Source organism: Pseudomonas sp. NFACC43 (genome assembly GCF_900119645.1).
Classification (GTDB): domain Bacteria; phylum Pseudomonadota; class Gammaproteobacteria; order Pseudomonadales; family Pseudomonadaceae; genus Aquipseudomonas.
The window spans coordinates 96,770-112,444 of record NZ_FPKK01000013.1; the positions used below are offsets into that span (position 1 = coordinate 96,770).

The window sequence follows — 15,675 nt, forward strand, 5'->3', positions numbered from 1 at the left end:
TTCCTTCAATCCGCGCCTTGACGGTGCAGTGGGCGCGTTCCTATAGTGTGCGCGAGTGGAGGAAAGTGGCATGAAGTGGGTTTTTTGGGCGGTAAAACGCTGAATCTGGGAGAAACGCTGACGTGTTTCGCGGAGCTAACGCCATCAGTCTCGATGCAAAGGGCCGTCTCGCCATGCCGAGCCGGTACCGTGACGAGCTCGTTTCGCGTAGTTCCGGGCAATTGATCGTCACGATCGATGCTGTTGACCCCTGCCTGTGCGTCTACCCCCTCGATGAATGGGAAATCATCGAAACCAAACTGCGCGCACTGCCTTCGCTGCGTGAAGAAAACCGCCGTCTGCAACGTTTGCTGATCGGTAATGCCGTCGATCTCGAGCTCGACGGCAGTGGTCGTTTCCTGGTCCCGCCGCGCCTGCGCGAATACGCCAAGCTGGACAAGCGCGCGATGCTGGTGGGCCAACTGAACAAGTTCCAATTGTGGGACGAAGATGCCTGGAATGCGGTTTCCGCCGCCGACCTCGCTGCTATTCAACAACCGGGTGCCATGCCCGATGAACTGCGTGATCTGATCCTGTGACTATTGATAGCGGCTTCAAACACATCACCGTACTGCTGGACGAGGCCGTCGACGCTCTCGCCGTACGTCCTGATGGTTGCTATCTGGACGGCACGTTCGGGCGCGGTGGGCACAGCCGGCTGATTCTCAGCCAGCTCGGTCCGGACGGCCGGCTGCTGGGGTTCGACAAGGATCCTCAAGCGATTGCCACCGGGCAAGCGCTGGCGGCCGAAGACGGCCGCTTTGTCGTTGTGCAGCGCAGCTTTGCCGAGCTGGGTTCGGAAGTCGCCGAGCGGGGCCTGGCCGGCAAGGTCAGCGGCGTCCTGCTCGACCTGGGCGTGTCTTCGCCGCAACTGGACGACCCGGAGCGCGGTTTCAGTTTCCTCAACGATGGCCCGCTGGACATGCGCATGGATCCTTCCCGTGGCATCAGTGCGGCCGAGTTCGTCAATACCGCCCCAATGGAAGAAATCGCCCGCGTCTTCAAGGAATATGGCGAAGAGCGTTTTTCCGGGCGCATGGCGCGTGCCGTGGTGGAACGGCGCGAGATCAAGCCTTTCGAACGCACTGGTGACCTGGCCGAAGTGCTGAAGGTCGCCAATCCGGCGTGGGAAAAGGGCAAGAATCCGGCGACCCGTGCTTTCCAGGGGCTGCGCATCCACGTCAATAATGAATTGGGCGATCTCGAAGCCGGCCTCGAAGCGGCCCTCGATGCGCTGGAGATCGGTGGTCGGCTGGTGGTGATCAGCTTCCATTCCCTGGAAGACCGTATCGTCAAGCTGTTCATGCGCAAGCTGACCAAGGGCGAAGCCGATAACCTGCCGCGCAACCTGCCGGTGCGTTTCGAAGCCTTCGTGCCCAGGATCAAGATCCACGGCAAGGCCCGGTTCGCCTCCGAGGCTGAGCTCAAGGCCAATCCACGCGCCCGTAGTGCCGTCATGCGTGTCGCGGAGAAGTTGCGGTGAGCCGGCTCTTCGCCAAGCCCCTGCCAGGCGGCAGCTTTTTCATGCTGCTGCTGTTTATCGGCGTGCTCGTGTCGGCCATTGCCGTGTCCTACAGTGCCCACTGGAACCGTCAGCTGCTCAATACGCTTTACAACGAACTGAGCGTGCGCGACAAGGCGCAGGCCGAATGGGGGCGGTTGATCCTGGAGCAAAGTACCTGGACGGCCCATAGCCGTATCGAAGTGCTGGCCACCGAACAACTGAAAATGCGCATCCCGGGCGCTGCCGAAGTGCAGATGGTGGCGCCATGATGAAGCTCGAAGGGGCGCTGTTCCCGTGGCGGTTCCGTCTGGTCCTGGGGTTGCTCGGGATCATGGTGGCTGCCATTTCGTGGCGCATCATCGACCTGCAGGTCGTCGACCGTGATTTCCTCAAGGGGCAAGGTGACGCCCGCAGTGTGCGTCATATTCCTATTCCGGCTCACCGCGGCCTGATCACCGACCGCAATGGCGAACCCCTGGCCGTGAGTACGCCGGTGACCACCTTGTGGGCCAATGCCAAGGAAATGCAGCTGGCCAAGGACAAGTGGCCCGCCCTGGCGGCCGCTCTCGGGCAGGATCCCAAGGCTTTGGCCGAGCGTCTCGAAGCCCAGGCCAACAAGGAGTTCATCTATCTGGTTCGCGGCCTGACCCCGGAACAGGGCCAGAGCGTGCTCGACCTGAAGGTGCCGGGTGTCTATGGCATCGAAGAGTTCCGGCGTTTCTATCCCGCCGGGGAAGTCACGGCCCACATGGTCGGATTCACCGACATCGATGACCGCGGCAGGGAAGGGGTCGAACTGGCCTACGATGAATGGCTTGCCGGGGTGGCCGGCAAGCGGCAAGTCATCAAGGATCGGCGCGGCAGGCTGATCAAGGATGTCCAGGTCACCAAAAACGCCAAGGCCGGAAAGCCCTTGGCGTTGTCCATTGATCTGCGCCTGCAATACCTGGCCAACCGCGAGCTGCGCAATGCCATCGTCGAGAACGGTGCCAAGGCCGGCAGCCTGGTGATCATGGACGTGAAGACCGGCGAGATCCTCGCCATGGTCAACCAGCCGACCTACAACCCCAACAACCGTCGCAACCTGCAGCCGGCGATGATGCGTAACCGCGCGATGATCGACGTGTTCGAGCCTGGTTCCACCATGAAGGCGGTCTCCATGGCCGCCGCCCTGGAGACCGGACGCTGGAAACCGAGCGACACCGTCGAGGTGTATCCGGGGACCTTGCAGATCGGCAAGTACACCATTCGCGACGTGTCCAAGACCGAAGGCCCGGTGCTCGACCTGACCGGTATCCTGATCAATTCCAGTAACGTCGGCATGAGCAAGATCGCCTTCGACATCGGCGGCGAAACGATCTACCGCCTGGCCCAGAAGATCGGCCTCGGCCAGGACACCGGCCTGGGGTTCCCGGGTGAACGTGTCGGCAACCTGCCGAACTATCGGGAATGGCGCAAGGCCGAAACGGCCACGCTGTCCTATGGCTACGGTGTCTCCGTGACGGCGATCCAGTTGGTCCACGCATTTTCGGCGTTGGCCAACAATGGCCGTATCGCACCCCTGACCCTGATCAAATCCGACAAGCCGCCGCAAACCACCCAGGTGATCCCGGAGAATGTCGCCAAGACCATGCAGGGCATGCTGCAGCAGGTGATCGAGGCGCCGCGCGGGGTGTATCGCGCCCAGGTGCCGGCCTATCACGTCGCGGGCAAGTCGGGTACGGCCCGCAAGACCTCCGTGGGGACCAAGGGCTATGCCGAGAACTCCTACCGTTCGCTGTTCGCCGGCTTCGGCCCGATGAGCGACCCTCGCTACGCCATCGTGGTGGTCATCGACGAGCCGAGCAAGGCCGGTTACTTCGGTGGCCTGGTTTCAGCGCCGGTCTTCAGCAAGGTCATGTCCGGCACCCTGCGCCTGATGAACATTACTCCGGATAACCTGCCGCCGACCCAGCAGGCGAGTACCGCGCCGGTCGTCCCCTTGAAAGCCGATGGAGGGCGTGGCTGATGTCCCTGAGCCTGAACAAGATATTCGCCCACGCCGGTCACGATCTGCTGATTCGCGAACTGGCCCTGGACAGCCGCAACGTCCGTGCCGGGGATCTGTTCCTGGCCGTGCCGGGCGCGCGTTCCGATGGCCGTGCCCATATCGCCGATGCCTTGAAGCGCGGGGCTGCCGCCGTGGCCTATGAAGTGGAAGGCGCCACCGTGCTGCCGATCACCGATGTCCCGCTGATCCCGGTGAAGGGGCTGGCGGCGCAGCTGTCGGATATCGCCGGTCGCTTCTATGGCGAGCCGAGCCGTCACCTGAACCTGATTGGCGTGACCGGCACCAACGGCAAGACCAGCGTTACCCAACTGGTGGCCCAGGCGCTGGACCTGCTGGGCCAGCATTGCGGCATTGTCGGGACACTGGGCAATGGTTTCCACGCAGCGCTGGAAAGCGGCCTGCATACCACGCCGAACCCGATCGCCTTGCAGGCGACCCTGGCCGACCTGAAGAAGGCTGGGGCCAAGGCCGTGGCCATGGAAGTTTCCTCCCACGGTCTGGACCAGGGCCGCGTGACCGCCCTGGCATTCGACGTCGCGGTGTTGACCAACCTGTCCCGCGACCATCTGGATTACCACGGCACGATGCAGGCCTATGGCGAAGCCAAGGCACGGCTGTTTGCCTGGAACGACCTGAAATGCCGGGTCATCAATATCGACGACGCGTTCGGCCGGCAATTGGCCGCCGAGCACCGCGAGTCCCGGTTGATCACCTACAGCCTGGAAGATGCCAGCGCCTACCTTTATATACGCCAGGCGCAATTCACCGACGAAGGCGTGCGCGCCACGCTGGTCACGCCCCAGGGCGAACATCACCTGCGCAGCACCTTGCTGGGGCGTTTCAACCTGAGCAACGTGCTGGCCGCGGTGGGCGCCTTGCTTGGCCTGGACTACCCGCTGGATGAAATCCTCAAGGTCCTGCCGAAACTCGAAGGCCCGGCCGGTCGCATGCAGCGCTTGGGTGGCGGTACGCAACCGCTGGTGGTGGTCGATTACGCCCATACCCCCGATGCCCTGGAGAAAGTCCTGACGGCCCTGCGGCCTCACGCCCGGGGCAGGTTGCTGTGCCTGTTCGGCTGTGGTGGCGATCGCGACCGCGGCAAGCGTCCGCTGATGGCCGAAGTGGTCGAGCGGCTGGCCGATGGCGTGCTGGTCACCGACGACAACCCGCGGACCGAAGACCCGATGCGGATTTTCGACGACATCCGCGCCGGATTCACCGCTGTGGATAACGTCACGTTCGTGGCCGGCCGTGCTCAGGCGATTGCGCAATTGATCGCTGGCGCTTCGGCGGACGACGTCATTGTCCTGGCTGGCAAGGGCCACGAGGACTATCAGGAAATCAATGGCGAACGCCACGCTTTCTCCGATCTGGTGGAAGCCGATCATGCCTTGACCGCGTGGGAGGTGGCCCATGCTTAAGGCCTTGAAACTCAGTGAACTGACCCATGCCTTGAACGGGCGCCTCGTCGCCGCGGACGCTACCTTCGACGGCGTGAGCATCGACAGCCGGGCCATTGTCGCCGGGCAGCTCTTCGTGGCCCTGGCCGGGCCGCGTTTCGACGGCCATGACTACCTGAACGAGGTCGCCGCCAAAGGCGCGGTCGCCGCGTTGGTCGAGCGGGAAGTGAGCAACAGCACGTTGCCGCAATTGCGGGTGGATGACACCCGCCAGGCCCTGGGCCAACTGGGCGCATTGAACCGTGCGGCGTTCGACAAGCCGGTCGCGGCCATCACCGGTTCCAGCGGCAAGACCACGGTCAAGGAAATGCTTGCCAGCATCCTGCGCACCCGTGGGCCAGTGCTGGCGACCCGTGGCAACCTGAACAACGACCTCGGCGTACCCCTCACCCTGCTGGAGCTGGCGCCGGAACACAGTGCCGCCGTCATCGAGCTCGGGGCCTCGCGGCTCGGCGAGATTGCCTACACCGTGGCCATGACCAGGCCTCACGTGGCGGTGCTCAACAATGCCGGTACCGCCCACGTCGGCGAGTTCGGCGGTCCGGAGAAAATCGTCGAGGCCAAGGGCGAGATCATCGAGGGGCTGGATGCCAATGGCGTCGCCGTGTTGAATCTCGATGACAAGGCTTTCGAAATCTGGAAGGCCCGGGCCGGTGAGCGCAAGGTGCTGACCTTCGCCCTGAGCAACCTCGCCGCGAACTTCCATGCCAGCGACCTCGATCGCGATGCCCGCGGCTGCCCGGCCTTCAACCTGCACGGTCCCGACGGCGCCGAGCGGGTCCAGTTGAACCTCCTTGGCACCCATAACGTTGCCAACGCCCTGGCCGCGGCGGCGGCTGCCCATGCCCTGGGCATTTCGCTGCCGGGCATCGTCGCCGGGTTGAACGCGGTGCAACCGGTCAAGGGGCGCTCGGTCGCGCAATTGGCCAGTAACGGCATGCGCGTGATCGACGACACCTATAACGCCAACCCGACGTCCATGTGCGCAGCGGTGGATATCCTGACCGGGTTCTCCGGTCGCACCGTGCTGGTGCTGGGGGATATCGGCGAGCTGGGCGAGTGGGCGCAGCAAGGCCATCACGATGTCGGGGCCTATGCCCGTGGCAAGGTCGACGCGCTGTATGCGGTCGGCCCGATGATGGCCCATGCGGTCGCCGCCTTTGGCGAGCACGCGCGGCATTTCACCACTCAGGCCGAGCTGATCGAGGCCCTGGGTGCCGAACAAGACCCGAACACCACTTTATTGATCAAGGGCTCTCGTAGCGCCGCGATGGAAAACATCGTCGCGGCGCTGTGCGGCACCCGTATGGAGAAACATTGATGCTGCTGCTGCTAGCGGAGTACCTGCAACAGTTCCACAAAGGCTTCGCGGTCTTCCAGTACCTGACCCTGCGCGGGATCCTGGGCGTGCTGACCGCGTTGTCGTTGTCGCTGTTCCTGGGCCCGTGGATGATCCGCACCCTGCAGAACCTGCAGATCGGCCAGTCGGTGCGTAACGACGGCCCGCAGTCGCACCTGTCCAAGTCCGGTACTCCCACCATGGGCGGTGCGCTGATCCTGTCGTCCATCGGCATCAGCACCTTGCTCTGGGCCGACCTGGCGAACCGCTACGTCTGGGTCGTGCTGTTGGTGACCCTGTTGTTCGGCGCCATCGGTTGGGTCGACGACTACCGCAAGGTCATCGAGAAGAACTCTCGTGGGCTGCCAAGCCGCTGGAAGTATTTCTGGCAGTCGGTGTTCGGCCTGTGCGCGGCGATCTTCCTTTATATGACCGCCGCCTCGCCGGTGGAAACCACCCTGATCCTGCCGATGCTCAAGGACTACAGCATCCCGCTGGGCGCCGGCTTCATCGTGCTGACCTACCTGGTGATCGTCGGTTCCAGCAACGCGGTCAACCTCACCGACGGCCTCGACGGCCTGGCGATCATGCCCACGGTCATGGTCGGCGGCGCGCTGGGGATATTCTGCTACCTGTCGGGTAACGTGAAATTCGCCGAATACCTGCTGATTCCCTACGTACCGGGGGCGGGTGAGTTGATCGTGTTCTGCGGCGCCCTGATCGGTGCCGGCCTGGGCTTCTTGTGGTTCAACACCTACCCGGCGCAAGTCTTCATGGGCGACGTCGGCGCCCTGGCGCTGGGCGCGGCCCTGGGCACCATCGCCGTCATCGTTCGCCAGGAAATCGTCCTGTTCATCATGGGCGGCGTGTTCGTGATGGAGACCCTGTCAGTCGTCATTCAGGTTGCTTCCTTTAAATTGACCGGCCGCCGCGTATTCCGCATGGCACCGATCCACCACCACTTTGAACTCAAGGGCTGGCCCGAGCCACGCGTGATCGTCCGTTTCTGGATCATCACCGTGATCCTGGTGCTGATCGGCCTTGCCACCCTGAAACTGAGGTAGAACGAGTGTCCCTGATCGCTTCTGACCACTTCCGCATCGTTGTCGGCCTCGGCAAGAGCGGCATGTCCCTGGTTCGCTTCCTGGCGAACCGGGGCGTGTCGTTTGCCGTGGCCGATACGCGGGAGAATCCACCTGAGCTTGCGACGTTGCGTCGCGACTATCCGCAGGTGGACGTGCGTTGTGGCGAGCTGGACGTCGAGTTCCTGTGCCGCGCCGATGAGCTCTACGTGAGTCCCGGCCTGGCCCTGGCGACGCCGGCCCTGCAGGCGGCCGCTGCCCGTGGCGTGAAATTGTCCGGTGACATCGAGCTGTTCGCCCGCAACGCCAAGGCGCCGATCGTTGCCATCAGCGGTTCCAACGCCAAGAGCACCGTCACCACCCTGGTGGGCGAGATGGCCGCGGCCGCCGGCAAGCGGGTCGCCGTCGGTGGCAACCTGGGCACTCCGGCCCTGGACCTGCTCAGCGATGACGTCGAGCTGTATGTGATGGAGCTGTCGAGCTTCCAGCTCGAAACCACCGACCACCTGGGCGCCGAAGTGGCCACCGTGCTCAATATCAGCGAAGACCACATGGACCGCTACAGCGGCCTGCCGGCCTATCACCTGGCCAAGCACCGGATCTTCCGGGGCGCCCGGCAAGTGGTGTTCAACCGCCAGGATGCCCTGACCCGCCCGTTGTTGGGCGAGGGCATGCCGTGCTGGTCCTTTGGCCTGGGGGTACCGGACTTCAAAGGGTTCGGGTTGCGCGAAGAGAATGGCGAGAAATACCTGGCCTTCGAATTCCAGAACCTGATGCCGGTGCGCGAGCTCAAGATCCGTGGCGCCCATAACCAGGCCAATGCCCTGGCGGCGTTGGCCCTTGGACATGCGGTCGGCCTGCCGTTCGATGCCATGCTCTCGGCCCTGCGGACCTTCGCCGGGCTCGAGCACCGTTGCCAGTGGGTGCGCGACCTCGATGGCGTGGCCTGGTACAACGATTCCAAGGCCACCAACGTCGGCGCTGCGCTGGCCGCCATCGAAGGCCTGGGCGCGGACATCCAGGGCAAGCTCGTGCTGATCGCCGGCGGCGACGGCAAGGGCGCCGACTTCAAGGACCTGCGCGATCCGGTGGCGGCCAACTGCCGCGCCGTGGTGCTGATGGGGCGTGACCGCGAATTGATTGCCCAGGCCATCGGCGATGCCGTGCCGCTGGTTCGCGTCGACTCCCTGGACGAGGCCGTGCGGCAATGTCGCGCCCTTGCCCAGCCGGGCGACGCGGTGCTGTTGTCGCCGGCCTGCGCCAGTTTCGACATGTTCAAGAACTACGAAGAGCGTGGGCAGCTGTTTGCCCGGGCGGCGGAGGACTTGGCATGAGCCTCATGAATATCATCAAGCCGTACCCGTCGCCGTTGATCACCGGCCGTGGCATCGACCTGGACTTCCCGATGCTTGCCGGCTGCCTGGCGCTGCTGGGCCTGGGCCTGGTGATGATCACTTCGGCGTCCTCGGAAGTGGCCGCGGTGCAATCGGGCAACACGCTTTACCACATGATCCGTCACCTGATCTATCTGGTGATCGGCCTGGGCGCGTGCATCGTCACCATGATGGTGCCGATCGCCACCTGGCAACGCCTGGGCTGGATGATGCTGCTCGGCGCCTTTGGCCTGCTGGTGCTGGTGCTGGTGCCGGGGATCGGTCGCGAGGTCAACGGTTCGATGCGCTGGATCGGCTTCAGCTTCTTCAACGTGCAGCCTTCGGAAATCGCCAAGGTCTTCGTGGTGCTCTTCCTGGCCGGCTACCTGGTGCGGCGCCAGAAGGAAGTGCGCGAGAGCTGGATGGGCTTCTTCAAGCCATTCATCGTCCTGCTGCCCATGGCGGGCCTGTTGCTGATGGAGCCGGACTTCGGTGCCACGGTGGTGATGATGGGCGCTGCGGCGGCCATGCTGTTCCTGGGGGGCGTCGGACTGTTCCGTTTCATCCTGATGGTGGCGCTGGCGGTCGCGGCCGTGACCGTACTGGTACAGGCGCAGCCCTACCGGATGGCGCGCCTGATCACCTTCACCGACCCGTGGGCCGACCAGTTCGGTTCCGGCTACCAGCTGACCCAGGCCCTGATCGCCTTCGGGCGCGGGGAGTGGCTGGGTGTTGGGCTGGGCAACAGCGTGCAGAAGCAATTCTACCTGCCGGAAGCCCACACCGACTTCGTGTTCTCGGTCCTGGCCGAGGAGCTGGGCGTGGTGGGTTCGCTGTGCACCGTCGCGCTGTTCGTCTTCGTCTGCGTGCGGGGCATGTACATCGGCCTGTGGGCCGAGAAAGCCAAACAGTTTTTCGCCGCGTACGTGGCGTACGGCCTGTCGTTCCTGTGGATCGGTCAATTTTTGATCAATATCGGGGTGAACGTCGGCCTGTTGCCGACCAAGGGCCTGACCCTGCCATTTCTCAGCTATGGCGGCAGTTCCCTGGTGATCTGCTGCGCCTGCCTGGGCCTGCTGCTACGCATTGAATGGGAAAGCCGGACTCACCTGGGCAGCGAAGAAATGGAATTCCATGAAAGCGACTTCGCCGAGGAGCCGACTCATGGGCGCTAACGTGCTGATCATGGCGGGCGGTACCGGCGGGCACGTGTTCCCGGCGCTGGCCTGTGCCCGTGAGTTCCAGGCCCGTGGCTACACCGTGCACTGGCTGGGCACGCCGCGGGGCATCGAGAACGAGCTGGTGCCCGGCGCCGGCCTGGAGCTGCACCGGATCGACGCCAGCGGGCTGCGAGGCAAGGGCCGGTTGTCGTTGCTCAAGGCGCCACTGATGCTGCTCAGGTCGATCTGGCAGGCGCGGGCGATCATTCGGCGGCTGCGGCCGGTATGCGTGGTGGGGTTTGGCGGTTATGTGACCGGTCCCGGTGGGGTCGCGGCGAAACTGGCCGGCGTACCGGTGATCGTTCACGAGCAGAACGCCGTGGCCGGTACCGCCAATCGGTTACTCGTGCCGTTGGCCGCCCGGGTCTGTGAAGCCTTTCCCGACACCTTTACCCTGTCGGGCAGCCGGCGCACCACCGGCAATCCGGTGCGTACCGAGCTGTTTCTCGATACACCGCGCCCGGCCCTGGCCGGACGCAAGGCGCGTTTGCTGGTCCTGGGCGGAAGCCTGGGAGCGGAACCGTTGAACAAACTGCTGCCCGAAGCCTTGTCGCAGGTCGCCCCCGAACTGCGGCCGGAAGTGTTTCATCAGGCCGGCAGGAACCACGATGAAGTGACCGCCGAGCGCTACCGCGCCGCAGGCGTCGAGGCGCAAGTGCAGCCTTTCATCAAAGACATGGCCCAGGCCTATGGCTGGGCCGACCTGGTGATCTGTCGCGCAGGCGCGCTGACCATCAGTGAACTGGCTGCCGCCGGTCTGCCCTCGATGCTGGTGCCTCTGCCCCACGCCATCGACGATCACCAGACCCGTAATGCCGATTATTTGGCCCGTGAAGGCGCTGCCTTCCTGATGCCGCAAAGAACGACTGGCGCCGCGGATCTCGCCGCGCGCCTGACAGAGGTATTGATGCAGCCGCAACGACTCGAAGACATGGCCCGCGCCGCGCGCCGCCTGGCCAAACCCGATGCTACGACCCAAGTGGTCGATACCTGCCTGGAGGTGGCCCATGGTTGAGAATCGCAAAGCCATGCCACAACCGGAAATGCGCCGTATCCGCCGCATCCACTTCGTCGGGATCGGCGGAGTGGGCATGTGCGGCATCGCCGAAGTGCTGTTGAACCTGGGCTACGAAGTTTCAGGCTCCGACTTGAAGGCTTCGCCGGTCACCGAGCGACTGGAGTCCTTCGGTGCGCAGATCTTCATCGGCCACCGCGCCGAGAACGCCGCCAATGCCGACGTGCTCGTGGTGTCCAGTGCCGTGAACACTTCCAACCCTGAAGTGGCCACTGCCCTGGAACGCCGTATTCCCGTGGTGCCACGCGCCGAAATGCTGGCCGAGCTGATGCGCTACCGCCACGGCATCGCCGTGGCCGGCACCCATGGCAAGACCACCACCACCAGCCTGATCGCCTCGGTGTTCGCCGCCGGAGGCCTGGATCCGACCTTCGTCATCGGTGGCCGTCTGAACGCCGCGGGCACCAATGCCCAACTGGGCACCAGCCGCTACCTGATCGCCGAAGCCGACGAGAGCGATGCGAGCTTCCTGCACCTGCAACCGCTGGTGGCGGTGGTGACCAACATCGATGCCGACCACATGGCAACCTACGATGGCGACTTCAACAAACTGAAGAAGACCTTCGTCGAGTTCCTGCACAACCTGCCGTTCTACGGGTTGGCGGTGGTGTGCCTGGACGACCCGGTCGTACGCGAGATCCTGCCGCTGATCAAGCGGCCGACCGTGACCTACGGGTTCGGTGAAGACGCCGATGTGCGGGCCATCAATGTACGCCAGCAGGGCATGCAGACCTTCTTCACCGTGCTGCGTCCCGAGCGCGAGCCGTTGGATGTGTCGGTGAACATGCCGGGTAACCACAACGTGCTCAATGCACTGGCAACCATCTGCATCGCCACCGACGAAGGTGTCAGCGACGAAGCCATTGTCCAGGGGCTCTCCGGGTTCCAGGGCGTGGGCCGGCGCTTCCAGGTCTACGGCGAACTGCCGGTGGATGGCGGCAACGTGATGCTGGTGGACGACTACGGCCATCATCCGACCGAAGTCGCGGCGGTGATCAAGGCCGTGCGCGGTGGCTGGCCGGAGCGGCGCCTGGTGATGGTCTACCAGCCGCACCGCTACAGCCGTACCCGCGACCTGTACGACGATTTCGTCCAGGTGCTGGCCGATGCCAACGTGCTGCTGTTGATGGAAGTCTATCCGGCCGGCGAAGAGCCGATTCCCGGTGCCGACAGCCGCCAGTTGTGCCACAGCATTCGCCAACGCGGCCAATTGGACCCGATCTACATCGAGCGCGGCGTGGACCTGGCGCCGCTGGTCAAGCCGCTGCTGCGCGCCGGTGACATCCTGCTGTGCCAGGGTGCCGGCGACATCGGCGGGCTCGCTCCGAAACTGTTGAAAAGTCCGTTATTCGCCGGGGCCGTCGTGGCATCCAGCGAGGGGAAACTGAAATGACTGCTGCCTACGCCAACCTGGTCTCGACCCTCGACCCGAAAGCTTTCGGCCGTGTCGCCGTGCTGTTCGGTGGCAAGAGCGCCGAGCGCGAGGTGTCCCTCAAATCCGGCAGGGCCGTGCTCGAAGCCCTGCAAAGCGCCGGTGTCGATGCGTTCGGCATCGACGTGGGCGATGACTTGCTGCAGCGCCTGCTGAGCGAAAAGATAGACCGCGCATTCATCATTCTCCACGGGCGCGGCGGCGAAGACGGCAGCATGCAGGGCCTGCTCGAATGCCTGGGCATCCCCTACACCGGCAGCGGCATCCTGGCTTCCGCGCTGGCGATGGACAAGCTGCGCACCAAGCAGGTCTGGCACAGCCTCGGCATTCCGACGCCGCGGCATGCCGTGCTGGCATCCGAGGCCGACTGTATTTCGGCGGCCACGGAACTGGGCTTCCCTTTGATCGTCAAACCGGCCCATGAAGGTTCAAGTATCGGCATGGCGAAAGTGAATTCGCTGCCTGAATTGACCGCGGCATGGAAAGACGCCAGTTCCTACGATTCGCAAGTGTTGGTCGAGCAGTGGATCACCGGTCCCGAGTTCACCATCGCCACCCTGCGTGACCAGGTGTTGCCCCCGATTGCCCTGGGCACGCCGCACACGTTCTACGACTACGACGCCAAGTACATCGCCAACGATACCCAGTACCGCATTCCCTGCGGGCTGGACGCCGCCAAGGAAAAAGAACTGATGGACCTCACGGCCAAGGCTTGTGAGGCGCTGGGTATCGCCGGTTGGGGCCGGGCGGACGTGATGCAGGACGCCGAGGGGCAGTTCTGGTTCCTGGAGGTCAATACCGCTCCGGGCATGACCGATCACAGCCTGGTACCGATGGCGGCCCGTGCCGCCGGTCTGGATTTCCAGCAACTGGTGCTGTCGATCCTGGCGGCCAGTGTCGGCACGCAAGAGGCAAGAGGTTAAGCATGCAAGGCGCATCGCTTCGTCATCAGCCCTCCGCACCCGGCCGCAAGCCGGTGCCGCGGGGTGCCAGCCGAATGGTGGCCAAGGAGCCGATGTCGGCGCGCCTGCCGAAAGCCAATTTTGGTTTCCTGAAGAGCCTGTTCTGGCCGGTACTGCTGGTGGCGTTGGGGTTCGGTACGTATGAAGGGGCGCAACGGCTGCTGCCCTATGCCGACCGGCCGATCGCGCGGATCAACGTCCAGGGCGACCTGAGCTACATCAGCCAGCAAGCGGTGCAGCAGCGGATCGCCCCGTTCGTGGCGTCGAGCTTCTTCACCATCGACCTGGCGGGCATGCGCACGGAGCTGGAGCAGATGCCCTGGATCGCCCACGCCGAGGTCCGCCGGGTGTGGCCCGACCAGGTGTCGATCCGCCTGGAGGAACAGTTGCCGGTGGCCCGTTGGGGCGACGAGTCGTTGCTGAACAACCAGGGGCAGGCGTTCACGCCACGGGAACTGGCCAACTACGAACATTTGCCACAGCTGTTCGGCCCTCAGCGGGCCCAGCAGCAGGTGATGCAGCAATACCAGGTGTTGAGTCAGATGTTGCGGCCGCTGGGCTTCTCCATCGCGCGCCTGGAATTGCGCGAGCGCGGCAGCTGGTTCCTGACCACTGGCGCGGGCAGCTCGGGACCGGGCATCGAGCTGTTGCTCGGTCGCGGCAACCTGGTGGAAAAGATGCGCCGCTTCATCGCCATCTATGACAAGACGCTCAAAGAACAGATTACGAACATCGCGCGCATCGATCTGCGCTATGCCAACGGCCTGGCCGTCGGCTGGCGGGAACCTGTGGCGCCCACGACGGCCGAACCCGCCGTCGCGAAGAATTAAGAAGAGGCAGGACCCATGGCAAACGTGCAAAGCGGAAAAATGATCGTCGGGCTGGATATCGGCACTTCCAAGGTGGTTGCGCTGGTAGGTGAGGTCGCGGACGACGGCACGCTGGTCATCGTCGGGATCGGCACCCATCCGTCCCGCGGCTTGAAGAAAGGCGTGGTGGTGAACATCGAGTCCACCGTGCAGTCGATCCAGCGCGCCATCGAAGAGGCGCAACTGATGGCCGGTTGCCGGATCCACTCGGCGTTCGTCGGCGTGGCGGGCAATCACATCCGCAGCCTGAACTCCCACGGCATCGTGGCGATCCGTGATCGCGAAGTCAGCTCCGCCGACCTCGAGCGCGTACTGGACGCAGCCCAGGCCGTGGCGATCCCGGCTGACCAGCGTGTGCTGCACACCCTGCCGCAGGACTACGTGATCGATAACCAGGAAGGCGTGCGCGAGCCCCTGGGCATGTCCGGCGTGCGCCTGGAAGCCAAGGTCCACGTGGTCACCTGCGCTGTTAACGCCGCGCAGAACATCGAGAAATGCGTGCGTCGCTGTGGCCTGGAGATCGACGACATCATCCTCGAGCAACTGGCCTCGGCCTATTCGGTGCTGACCGACGACGAGAAAGAACTGGGCGTGTGCCTGGTGGACATCGGCGGCGGCACCACCGACATCGCGATCTTCACCGAAGGCGCCATCCGCCACACGGCCGTGATCCCGATTGCCGGCGACCAGGTGACCAACGACATCGCCATGGCGTTGCGCACCCCGACCCAGTACGCCGAGGAAATCAAGATCCGCTACGCCTGCGCCCTGGCGAAACTGGCTGGCGCCGGTGAAACCATCAAGGTGCCCAGCGTTGGCGACCGTCCGCCGCGCGAGCTGTCGCGCCAGGCCCTGGCCGAAGTGGTCGAGCCGCGTTACGACGAGCTGTTCACGCTGATCCAGGCCGAGCTGCGTCGCAGCGGCTACGAAGACCTGATCCCGGCCGGCATCGTGCTGACCGGTGGTACGTCGAAGATGGAAGGCGCGGTCGAGCTGGCCGAGGAGATCTTCCACATGCCGGTACGCCTGGGCGTGCCCCATGGCATCAAGGGCCTGGACGACGTGGTTCGCAACCCGATCTATTCCACGGGCGTGGGCCTGTTGATGTACGGCTTGCAGAAACAGTCCGACGGGATCTCGTTCTCGGGGATCGGCAGCCGCGACAGCTACAGCAGCGACGAGCCCAAGGCGCCGCTTTTCGAGCGGCTCCAGGCTTGGGTCAAAGGCAATTTCTGAACCAGGTTCAACACTTCAGGCGGCGAGTCTCAGG

At 64.2% G+C, this 15,675-nt stretch carries 14 protein-coding genes; all 14 read left to right on the plus strand.

Translation table 11 applies throughout. The features are described from left to right. Nucleotides 1-122 precede the first annotated feature (122 nt). The 14 genes from mraZ to ftsA are packed head-to-tail and all read left to right on the plus strand — an operon-like array spanning nt 123 to nt 15,641. A complete protein-coding gene (mraZ, locus tag BT179_RS20830) occupies nt 123-578 on the plus strand; it encodes a division/cell wall cluster transcriptional repressor MraZ (protein WP_003205355.1) in 456 nt (151 codons plus the stop codon). Then, entirely contained in the window at nt 575-1,522 is a 948-nt protein-coding gene (gene rsmH, locus BT179_RS20835) for a 16S rRNA (cytosine(1402)-N(4))-methyltransferase RsmH (RefSeq protein WP_072431566.1), read from the plus strand. Before mraZ ends, rsmH begins: the two co-directional genes overlap by 4 nt. Further along, on the plus strand, nt 1,519-1,812 hold the full coding sequence (ftsL, locus tag BT179_RS20840) for a cell division protein FtsL (RefSeq protein WP_053146444.1): 294 nt from the start codon (nt 1,519-1,521) through the stop codon (nt 1,810-1,812). Before rsmH ends, ftsL begins: the two co-directional genes overlap by 4 nt. Then, nucleotides 1,812-3,551: a peptidoglycan D,D-transpeptidase FtsI family protein gene (locus tag BT179_RS20845; protein WP_172834658.1), complete on the plus strand. Its 1,740-nt coding sequence runs from the start codon at nt 1,812-1,814 to the stop codon at nt 3,549-3,551. The genes ftsL and BT179_RS20845 overlap by 1 nt, the downstream gene beginning before the upstream one ends. After that, nucleotides 3,551-5,014 carry a UDP-N-acetylmuramoyl-L-alanyl-D-glutamate--2,6-diaminopimelate ligase gene (locus tag BT179_RS20850; RefSeq protein ID WP_072397004.1) on the plus strand — a complete coding sequence of 488 codons (1,464 nt, stop codon included), beginning with the start codon at nt 3,551-3,553 and terminating at the stop codon, nt 5,012-5,014. The genes BT179_RS20845 and BT179_RS20850 overlap by 1 nt, the downstream gene beginning before the upstream one ends. Beyond that, nucleotides 5,007-6,374 carry a UDP-N-acetylmuramoyl-tripeptide--D-alanyl-D-alanine ligase gene (murF, locus tag BT179_RS20855; protein WP_072431567.1) on the plus strand — a complete coding sequence of 456 codons (1,368 nt, stop codon included), beginning with the start codon at nt 5,007-5,009 and terminating at the stop codon, nt 6,372-6,374. Before BT179_RS20850 ends, murF begins: the two co-directional genes overlap by 8 nt. Beyond that, the gene (mraY, locus tag BT179_RS20860; protein WP_072397008.1) at nt 6,374-7,456 is read left to right on the plus strand and encodes a phospho-N-acetylmuramoyl-pentapeptide-transferase; all 1,083 of its coding nucleotides are present in this window, start codon (nt 6,374-6,376) and stop codon (nt 7,454-7,456) included. The genes murF and mraY overlap by 1 nt, the downstream gene beginning before the upstream one ends. Nucleotides 7,457-7,461: 5 nt before the next feature. Next, nucleotides 7,462-8,808, plus strand: a complete 1,347-nt coding sequence (gene murD / locus BT179_RS20865) for a UDP-N-acetylmuramoyl-L-alanine--D-glutamate ligase (RefSeq protein WP_072397010.1) — start codon at nt 7,462-7,464, stop codon at nt 8,806-8,808. Then, entirely contained in the window at nt 8,805-10,022 is a 1,218-nt protein-coding gene (ftsW, locus tag BT179_RS20870) for a putative lipid II flippase FtsW (protein ID WP_072397012.1), read from the plus strand. Before murD ends, ftsW begins: the two co-directional genes overlap by 4 nt. Next, nucleotides 10,012-11,082 carry an undecaprenyldiphospho-muramoylpentapeptide beta-N-acetylglucosaminyltransferase gene (murG, locus tag BT179_RS20875; protein ID WP_072397014.1) on the plus strand — a complete coding sequence of 357 codons (1,071 nt, stop codon included), beginning with the start codon at nt 10,012-10,014 and terminating at the stop codon, nt 11,080-11,082. The genes ftsW and murG overlap by 11 nt, the downstream gene beginning before the upstream one ends. Beyond that, nucleotides 11,075-12,535 carry a UDP-N-acetylmuramate--L-alanine ligase gene (gene murC, locus BT179_RS20880; RefSeq protein ID WP_072397016.1) on the plus strand — a complete coding sequence of 487 codons (1,461 nt, stop codon included), beginning with the start codon at nt 11,075-11,077 and terminating at the stop codon, nt 12,533-12,535. Before murG ends, murC begins: the two co-directional genes overlap by 8 nt. Further along, nucleotides 12,532-13,497: a D-alanine--D-alanine ligase gene (locus BT179_RS20885; protein ID WP_072397018.1), complete on the plus strand. Its 966-nt coding sequence runs from the start codon at nt 12,532-12,534 to the stop codon at nt 13,495-13,497. The genes murC and BT179_RS20885 overlap by 4 nt, the downstream gene beginning before the upstream one ends. A gap of 2 nt (nt 13,498-13,499) precedes the next feature. Beyond that, nucleotides 13,500-14,366, plus strand: a complete 867-nt coding sequence (locus BT179_RS20890) for a cell division protein FtsQ/DivIB (RefSeq protein WP_042729561.1) — start codon at nt 13,500-13,502, stop codon at nt 14,364-14,366. A 15-nt stretch (nt 14,367-14,381) separates the two neighbouring features. Continuing rightward, complete coding sequence (gene ftsA / locus BT179_RS20895; protein WP_053149737.1) at nt 14,382-15,641, plus strand: cell division protein FtsA; 1,260 nt, start codon at nt 14,382-14,384, stop codon at nt 15,639-15,641. Nucleotides 15,642-15,675: the final 34 nt, after the last annotated feature.